Source organism: Chitinophaga sp., assembly GCF_035564935.1.
Lineage (GTDB): Bacteria > Bacteroidota > Bacteroidia > Chitinophagales > Chitinophagaceae > Chitinophaga.
In genome coordinates this window covers 1-6,987 of the sequence record NZ_DATMTE010000064.1, presented here as the reverse complement: position 1 = coordinate 6,987, position 6,987 = coordinate 1, and the positions used below count along the sequence as shown (strand labels likewise).

At 45.1% G+C, this 6,987-nt stretch carries 7 protein-coding genes; 3 read left to right on the top strand and 4 right to left on the bottom strand.

The genetic code is table 11. The features are described from left to right. Positions 1 to 248, bottom strand: a 248-nt coding sequence (locus VN105_RS01750) for a hypothetical protein (RefSeq protein WP_325637316.1), incomplete at its 3' end; no start/stop codon positions are given. 197 nt (positions 249 to 445) lie between these two features. Here VN105_RS01750 and VN105_RS01745 point away from each other — a divergent pair. After that, positions 446 to 1,546, top strand: coding sequence for a DegT/DnrJ/EryC1/StrS aminotransferase family protein (locus VN105_RS01745; protein WP_325637314.1), 1,101 nt, complete (start codon positions 446 to 448; stop codon positions 1,544 to 1,546). Positions 1,547 to 1,564: 18 nt separating this feature from the next. Then, positions 1,565 to 2,788 carry a glycosyltransferase gene (locus VN105_RS01740; protein ID WP_325637313.1) on the top strand — a complete coding sequence of 408 codons (1,224 nt, stop codon included), beginning with the start codon at positions 1,565 to 1,567 and terminating at the stop codon, positions 2,786 to 2,788. Between the two features lie 52 nt (positions 2,789 to 2,840). On the opposite strand, the gene VN105_RS01735 is transcribed toward VN105_RS01740, so the two are convergent. The 3 genes from VN105_RS01735 to gcvT all read right to left on the bottom strand — a co-directional run bounded on the left by VN105_RS01735 (position 2,841) and on the right by gcvT (position 5,236). Beyond that, the gene (locus VN105_RS01735; RefSeq protein WP_325637311.1) at positions 2,841 to 3,566 is read right to left on the bottom strand and encodes a 2-phosphosulfolactate phosphatase; all 726 of its coding nucleotides are present in this window, start codon (positions 3,564 to 3,566) and stop codon (positions 2,841 to 2,843) included. Between the two features lie 16 nt (positions 3,567 to 3,582). Next, positions 3,583 to 4,056 carry an SRPBCC family protein gene (locus VN105_RS01730; RefSeq protein WP_325637309.1) on the bottom strand — a complete coding sequence of 158 codons (474 nt, stop codon included), beginning with the start codon at positions 4,054 to 4,056 and terminating at the stop codon, positions 3,583 to 3,585. Positions 4,057 to 4,147: 91 nt separating this feature from the next. After that, the gene (gcvT, locus tag VN105_RS01725) at positions 4,148 to 5,236 is read right to left on the bottom strand and encodes a glycine cleavage system aminomethyltransferase GcvT (protein ID WP_325637307.1); all 1,089 of its coding nucleotides are present in this window, start codon (positions 5,234 to 5,236) and stop codon (positions 4,148 to 4,150) included. A 203-nt stretch (positions 5,237 to 5,439) separates the two neighbouring features. On the opposite strand from gcvT, the gene VN105_RS01720 reads away from it, so the two are divergent. Further along, positions 5,440 to 6,723: a M28 family peptidase gene (locus VN105_RS01720; protein WP_325637305.1), complete on the top strand. Its 1,284-nt coding sequence runs from the start codon at positions 5,440 to 5,442 to the stop codon at positions 6,721 to 6,723. Positions 6,724 to 6,987: the final 264 nt, after the last annotated feature.

Genomic DNA, 6,987 nt, shown 5'->3' with positions numbered 1-6,987 from the left:
GGCCTTTGTCTTGGAACACTGATTACGCTGATTTTGATGATTAATCTGATTTTTGTTTTAAAAAGAGAAGATAGGAAACAGATAACTGCTTTTATCTTCTTTCTTTTTATAAAATTCAAAAACAAAATCAAATTAATCATCAAAATCAGCGTAATCAGTGTTCCAAGACAATTTCCCCATCGCCGAAGGCGATCATTCTGAAAAACGCCGGCCACAGCGCCGGAAACGGAACAAAGCCGGGCTGCCATCTTCAATTGGTGATAACAGGTTTGTTTAACCCAGCTATTTGCTGTAAAATTGTGGCGGAAATTAATCTTCCGGAAGACGTTAGCACCTTAAATACTAGCGTCTTTTTCATTTATTCAAATCCTTGACCTATTCCTTTACAGTTAGCAGGCAACTGCACCTGACAATAAGCAAAGGTTGCCGGATAATAATACTGATTATGAACAATTACACCATTCCTGTTTATAAGCCAACCCTGGGAGAAAAGGAAAAAAAGAATGTAATGGAGTGCCTTGACTCTACCTGGATTTCTTCCAAAGGAAAATTTATTACCGCATTTGAACAGGAATTTGCCAAATATATTGGTGTTGATCATGCAGCATCTGTATGCAACGGTACAGTAGCCCTGCACCTGGCATTGGTAGCACTGGGCATTGGCCCGGGAGATGAGGTAATAGTGCCCAGCTTAACCTATATCGCCTCCGTTAATGCAATCGCCTATACCGGCGCCACTCCGGTTTTTGTAGATTCCCTGGCAGATACCTGGCAGATGGATCCCGGACATGTGAAAAAGAAAATTACCAGCAGAACAAAAGCAGTAATGGCTGTTCATTTATATGGACATCCCTGCGAAATGGATACACTGGTAAGCATCTGCCGGGAAAACAGCATCTTCCTGATAGAAGACTGTGCAGAAGCCATCGGCAGCAAATACAAAGGTCAGTATGTGGGCACCTTCGGCGATGTATCTACCTTTAGCTTTTTTGGCAACAAAACTATTACAACCGGCGAAGGAGGTATGGTAGTCACCAACGACCAGACACTCTACGACCGCCTGGTTCATTTTAAAGGCCAGGGACTCGCCAAACACCGGGAATACTGGCATGATGTAATTGGTTATAACTACCGGATGACCAATATCTGTGCGGCCATCGGCATTGCACAGTTATCAAGGGTAGAGGAAATCATTGCAAGGAAAAGGGAAATCGCCCATACTTATAAAAAGGCCTTTGAGGGAACTCCCGTATCTTTCCATAAAGAAGACAGGAATGTTTTTCATTCATACTGGATGTGTTCTATACTGGTAAAAAGTGCAGATGAAAGAGACGAATTACGGGAAGTATTAAAAAAAGCAGGTATTGAAACAAGACCTCTCTTTTACCCCGTGCATACCATGCCCATGTATTCTTCAAAATATGAAAGGCATAAAACAGGGGAGGATCTGGGATGGAGGGGAATTAACCTACCCAGCTTCCCGGACCTTACTGAAGCGGAAATCACTCATATTATCAATACGATTCTTTCCTACTACCAAAAATAACGCGCTGCAGTTTGTGATATGAATAAGAAAAAGATTGGCATTCATGCCACGGGATTTATCGGATGGGGCGGAGGGATTGATTTTCTTAAGCTGATCATGCGGGGGATTCTCGCAACCGGTAAATACGATGTTATTCTATTAATCCCCGATAACAGCCCCCGGCCCGGTAAAATCAACCGGTTGTTGCATTCGCTCGGATTAAAAAGCAAACCACTGGCTGCTGATGACAAACGTACTCACTTCAGTGAATTTATCCCGGAAATAAAAATCGAGGTATACCGGGGCATACCCGGCTTGAATACTGCTATCAAAAAACATCAGGTTGCATTGCTTATTCCCTGTCTGGACGTGTTGCCTGATGAAGTAAAAGCACCATGGATCGGCTATTTGTACGATTTTCAACATAAATATCTTCCCCAGTTCTTTCAACAGGAAGAAATACAACGAAGGGATCAGTATTTTAAAAAAATGCTGGATGCCGCCCAAAAGATCATTGTTAATTCCAGGGCGGTAAAGAGTGATGCAGATAAGTTCTATCCAGGTCATGGAAGTGAAATAGTGAGTCTTCCTTTCACACCGGTATATAACAGGAAGTTACTCCGGGATAACTATGACGAGCTTAAAACCAGGTACGGTCTTCCGGAAAAATACTTTATTATATCCAACCAGTTTTGGTTGCATAAGTCACACCTTACTGCTTTCCGCGCATTAAAAATACTAAGTGAAAACACCCCCGGAAATATAGCACTGGTTTGCACCGGCAATACCGAAGACAGCAGGGATGCAGCCTACTTTGCTTCGCTGAAAGAGGAGATCCGGCGTATGGGCATGGAACAAAGGGTTTATTTTCTGGGATACATTTCAAAACAGGATCAGATCGGGATATTATTGCAGGCCATTGCACTTATTCAGCCTACCTTATTTGAAGGAGGCCCTGGCGGGGGAGCCACTTATGACGCCATTGCATTTGGTAAACAGGCTATCATTTCTGATATTGACATTAACAAAGAAATCAGCAATCCACTTGTTACTTTTTTCCAGGTTGGTAATGAAAAAGACCTCGCCGGGAAAATGTTACAGGTACTACAGCAATATCAACATGAATGTTATGTTGTAAATGACGAACAATTAGCGGCAGAATCTGCAGCGAGGGTAAAGCTGCTGGGGCAGGCATTAGACAATGTGATAGAAACAGTGATTGGCGTACCAGCCGTGATAAAGAATAAACGACAGACACCTTAAAAATTCATCCCGGAGGAGATACCATTTTCATCTCCTCCAGGCACTACAGCCATCAGGAGTGAGCAATAAGTTCCCCATCCCTGAACAAGGGCAACACATTCGCACCATCAGGAGTAAGACAGTAATGTATATCCTTTTCCAGGCCATATTGCGCCAGGCGCTTATAATGGGAGGCCTGCTTCATGAAAGTATAGATATCTTTTTTAGCTGAGTGGTAAAGGGTTTCCGCAGCAGTAGCGGAGTCGCAGTTTACATCAAAGTGCTGCCTGATACGGCTTACCACCGCGCCGGCAAACAGGGTGTCTTCCATGTTTACGCGGTCTTTCCATGCAGCACAGCCCAGGATCACATGTTGGTTTTGCGCCACCAGGTAATCACAAACGGCGCTGATATTAGGGAAGGAGCCGGTAATGATCTGGATGGCATCTTTGGCCATGTGTAATAATTTGGTACCGTTGGTAGTGGTAAGTACCAGCGTTTTATTTTCCACGAATTGACGCGGGTATTCAAAAGGCGAATTACCGTATGCCAGTCCTTCTGCGATCCTGCCATCTCTTTCGCCGGCGGTAATACCGCCAATGGCGCGGCCTATATTCACACATTCCTCTACGCTGGCTACCGGTATTACACGGGAGGCGCCGTTATAGAGGGCGGTGCAAATGGTAGAAGTAGCGCGTAACACATCTATAATAACTACGATGCTGTTTTTTACATCAAATAGATGTAATAATGCCGGAGATAAACATACTTCCAGGCTGGGTTTATTGCTTTCTGTCATTCAGTTGTGTTTTGCTTTAATCAAGGATCACCCTCCACTTCTCACTCTCTGCATAATCCTTAATGGTATTATTCCTTTCCTGCAGGAGCCTGGTCATATATTTTTGCAGGTAGAACCGCTCAAATACTCTTCCCAACCAGCCATAAGGAGTGCCAAAGTCCATGATATCAATCATCACGGTGGCATTTTCTATTGGTTTAAAATAATGTTCATGGTTCAAATGGGTAAAATCTCCGTCGGTCATTTCATCCGTGAACGATTCGTTCTGGCGCATGGCGGTGATTTTAGTGGTCAGTTCCCTCATTTTCCCAAGATGCTTTGCTCTCCAGGTCACTGTTTCATTATAAGATATCAGGCCATTGGTGCGACCTTTTATCGCGTCTTCCTGCCGGTGCGACATACTTCGCTTGTGTAGCGTAATGCTCCTGCTCAGGTCGAATACCCTTTCCAGCGGGGCATAGATAACGGTAGTTAAATGAATAGTAGGCATAGATATGGCAATAAAATACAAAAATTCCGGTGCACCGGAAACTTTCCAGGCACCGAAATTAACAACTTTAACCGGCTATTCATACATATTCCTAGCCCAGGAAAGGCACTTTTACCACTTTTGCTTTCAGGGCCTTGTCCCTTACTGCAATAAAAATTTCGGTGTCCAATGCAGCAAAAGCTGTTTTCACATAGCCAAGACCGATAGCTTTCTGCATAGATGGCGATTGGGTACCGGAAGTTACGCGGCCAATTATATTACCTGCAGCATCTTTAATTTCGTAGTCGTGGCGCGGAATACCTTTATCTACCATTTCAAAGCCTACCAGTTTTTTGCTAACGCCTTCTGCTTTTTGTTTTGCGAATAACTCGCTGGAGGTAAATGGTTTGGTGAATTTGGTGATCCATCCCAAACCGGCTTCCAGCGGGGAAGTGGTATCGTCAATATCATTTCCGTAGAGGCAAAAACCCATTTCGAGGCGAAGGGTATCGCGGGCACCCAAACCAATAGGCTTCAGCCCCTTAGGCGTTCCTTCTGTGAAGATGGCATCCCAGATCTTGTCTGCGGCGCCGTCTTTATCTTCAAAATATATTTCAATACCACCGGCGCCGGTGTAACCTGTGGCGCTGATCACCACATTATCCACACCCGCAAAAGTTCCTTTGGTAAAGGTGTAATACTTCATGTTCACCAGGTCCACTTCCGTGAGCGGCTGCAGAATGCTGGTGGCATTGGGTCCCTGGATGGCCAGCAAACAGGTTTTATCGGAAATATTGTGCATTTCCACTCCTTTGCTGTTGAACCCGGAGATCCAGTTCCAGTCTTTTTCAATATTACTGGCGTTTACCACCAGCATGTATACCTTGTTTTCTTCAATGCAATAAACGAGCAGGTCGTCTACAATACCACCTTCGTTGTTGGGCAGGCAGCTGTACTGGGCTTTACCGGCGGTTAATTTGGAGGCATCGTTGCTGGTAACACGCTGGATCAGGTCCAGTGCATTTTCGCCCTTTAGAATAAATTCGCCCATGTGGCTTACATCAAACACACCGGCGTTGGTACGCACCGTCTGATGCTCATCGTTAATGCCAGTATAGGAAATAGGCATGTTGTAACCTGCAAAAGCGGCCATTTTGGCGCCCAGCGCAATGTGTTTCTCTGTAAAAGGCGTGTTTTTCATACTTTATTTTTAAAACGGGGCAAAAATAGGGATTTGAGAACTATTAACGGCCAACATAAAACGGCGTATGACTGTTTTAAGACGAAGACATACATTATAAATACTTAAAATACAATGATATAGTCAAAAGAATTGGAGGGTTAAATGCGATTTGGCCGCCTGTAATCCGTAATTTTGCCCCAACACCCAAAAACAGATTAGCTGTGAAAAAGATAACCTGGCTGTTACCATTGGTAGTTGTAACCACCTGCATTTATGCACAGAAAAAGGAAGACCGTAAAACACTTGGAAACCTGCAAGCGCATATCAGTTACCTGAGCAGCGACAAGCTGGATGGTCGTAGCACAGGCGCTCCCGGCGAACGGCTGGCGGCCACCTATCTCTCTGCGCAAATGAAACAAATGGGCCTGGCACCTATGGGCGAGGATGGCTTTTTACAGGCATTTACCGTGAAAGAGACCCGTGAACCATCGGCCGACTGCCAGATGAGCATTGGTGGAAATAAACTGGAGGCAGGCAAACAATTTGTACCACTGCCTTTTAGCGCCGGCAAAACCGCCAGGGGTGAGGCTATTCCCGGGGTGAACGAACCGGATAACATCTGGCTGATCAATGTAGCGGAACTGGACACCGATAGCCGGAAAAGCATGGCCGAACAGTACCTGCAACAAACACAGGTGGCCGAGAAAGCCGGCGCCACCGGCGTAGTATTTTATAATGGGAAAGAAACCAGCGCCGAAGTAATGAAATGGCTGGATCAACGGCCCCAACCCGCCGGCATCCCGGCTGTTTGGGTGGATGCCGGTGTCAGCAAAAAACTGGGCGCCGACGATGCCGACGGATTTCCTATCCAGATGCAGGTAGCCTTTAAAAATATTCAACGCAACGGTACCAACGTGATCGGCTATATTAATAACAAAGCGCCCAGGACCATTGTAATCGGCGCCCATTACGACTATCGCGGTTGGGATACCACCGACAAAACGGAGGATAACGCCAGCGGAACCGCCGCCATGCTGGAAATAGCCCGCTTACTAAAAAACTCCCGTCTTCATAACAACAACTATATCATTGTTGCCTTTTCAGGAAAAGAACAGGGCCTGTGTGGCTCCTCTTACTTCGCCTCGCATAGTAAAGTAGACCTTTCGCAGGTGAACTACATGATCAATATGGATGGCATCGGTACCCTGAACCCGGGTACTGCATTGCAGATCGGCGGTACCGGCACCTCTCCCGGATGGTCCGCCATCATCCAGCAGGCCGCTACCAAAGAGCTGCCCCTGGTATATGATTCCAGTGGTATCAGCAATTCTGATCACGCATCTTTCTACAAAAAAAATATACCGGTACTCTATTTCTGTAAAAATGCCCAGGAGGCGGCAGATAAAGTAAATTACGATGGCACCCTGCACGTGCTGAAACTGGTATATAATATCATCGACAAAACCAATAACAGGGACAAACTTGCGTTCAGCAGCATCCAGTGAGGTACCCGAATTAAGATCGCTTCAAAATTTGCGGTTTACATATAAGTGCGAAATGTATATTTTCGCATAAATACGTAATTCGCAAAATTTCAATTTATCCCTTTAAATGGAAGAGAAACTGGCGCTTATATACCGGTATTTCCAGCTGCTGGAAAGCTTTTCAGCAGATCCCGTTGAATTTGCCAGGATCTTCCATCCAAATATTATTCAGACTGAATATCCAAACCAGCTCTCGAATGAAATTAAACAACGGAACTTTGACAT

Bases quoted from the DNA above. Each gene is read 5' to 3' on its own strand.
- VN105_RS01745 (WP_325637314.1), top strand. From the start codon at position 446: ATGAACAATTACACCATTCCTGTTTATAAGCCAACCCTGGGAGAAAAG.
- VN105_RS01740 (WP_325637313.1), top strand. From the start codon at position 1,565: ATGAATAAGAAAAAGATTGGCATTCATGCCACGGGATTTATCGGATGG.
- VN105_RS01735 (WP_325637311.1), bottom strand. From the start codon at position 3,566: ATGACAGAAAGCAATAAACCCAGCCTGGAAGTATGTTTATCTCCGGCA.
- VN105_RS01730 (WP_325637309.1), bottom strand. From the start codon at position 4,056: ATGCCTACTATTCATTTAACTACCGTTATCTATGCCCCGCTGGAAAGG.
- gcvT (WP_325637307.1), bottom strand. From the start codon at position 5,236: ATGAAAAACACGCCTTTTACAGAGAAACACATTGCGCTGGGCGCCAAA.